The following is a 1,345-nucleotide window of genomic DNA, read 5'->3' on the forward strand; positions in this document are numbered from 1 at the left end:
GGTGCAGGGGAGGCAGAGCCTCCCCTGCACCCCCTGCCTCCCCTGCCTGCGCTTACACCTCGCCCAGGACGTCGGCCAGGGCGGAAGCGAAGAGTTTCAGGTCCTCCTGCTCGATGACCAGGGGCGGCAGCAGCCGCAGCACGTTGCCCTGGGTGAGGTTCAGCACGAACCCGCGATCGAGCAGTTTCTTCCAAACATCCGCCCCGGGAAAGGTCAGCACGATGCCGAGCATGAGCCCCATGCCCCGAATCGTCTCGATCTTGCCGGGACACTGGGTCTTCACATCCTCGAACAGGGCCTTGGCGAAGTCGCCCATGCGCGCCGCCCGCTCGGCCAGATGGTCGTCGCGCATGATGGCCAGGGTCTTGGTCGCCGCGGCCGACACCAGCGCCCCGCCGCCAAAGGTGGTGGCATGGGCTCCCGGCACGAATCCGGCCGCGACGGCGTCCGTGGCCAGCACCGCGCCCATGGGCAGCCCGTTGGCCAGGGCCTTGGAGCAGGTGAAGACGTCCGGTTCGACGCCGTAGTTCTGGAAGGCCCAGAACCGGCCCGACCGGCACATGCCGCACTGCACCTCGTCGCACATGAAAAGGATGTCCTTTTCCTTGCACAGCGCCGCCAGGGCCGTCACGTACTCCTTGGACAGCGGGTTCACCCCGCCCTCGCCCTGGATGCACTCCACCAGCACCGCCGCCGTGTGCGGCCCGATGGCCGCCCGCATGGCTTCGATGTCGCCGGACGGCACGGTCACGAATCCCTCGGGCAACGGATCGAAGCCGAACTTGATCTTGTCCTGCCCGGTGGCCGTCAGCGTGGCCAGGGTGCGGCCGTGAAAGGAATGCGTCAGCGTGACGATCTCGTAGGCATCGCGCTCCTTGACCGTGCGCATGTAGCGCCGGGCCAGCTTGATGGCGCCTTCGTTGGCCTCGGCTCCGGAATTGCAAAAGAACACCTTGCCGGCATGGCAGGTGGCCTTGAGCGCCTCGGCCAGCTCCACCTGCTCACGCTGGTAGAAAAGGTTGCTCACATGCACGAGCTCGCGGGCCTTGGCCGCGATCACCTCGGCGATCTCCTCGCGGCAATGCCCCAGGTTGCACACGGCAATCCCGCCCAAAAGGTCAATGTATTCACGGCCATCAAGATCATACAGACGGCATCCCTTGGCCGAGGATACGGCCAACGGATACCGGCCATAGGTGCTCATGACCGCTGCCTGCTCCCGCGCCTTCAGCGCGTCGAACGCCTCGCTCATCGCATTCCTCCTTGGGGGGAGGGAGGAAACGGAGGAACCGGGGGAGGGAACCCCTTTTTGCAAAAAGGGGTTCCCTCCCCCGGACCCCCACCC

General features: G+C 66.2%; 1 protein-coding gene. It reads right to left on the reverse strand.

Translation table 11 applies throughout. The features are described from left to right. Positions 1 to 52: 52 nt before the first annotated feature. The gene (locus ACMZ6R_RS20455; RefSeq protein ID WP_416114803.1) at positions 53 to 1,252 is read right to left on the reverse strand and encodes an aspartate aminotransferase family protein; all 1,200 of its coding nucleotides are present in this window, start codon (positions 1,250 to 1,252) and stop codon (positions 53 to 55) included. Positions 1,253 to 1,345: the final 93 nt, after the last annotated feature.

This window comes from Solidesulfovibrio sp. C21 (genome assembly GCF_047785625.1).
In the GTDB taxonomy this organism is placed as follows: Bacteria; Desulfobacterota; Desulfovibrionia; order Desulfovibrionales; family Desulfovibrionaceae; genus Solidesulfovibrio.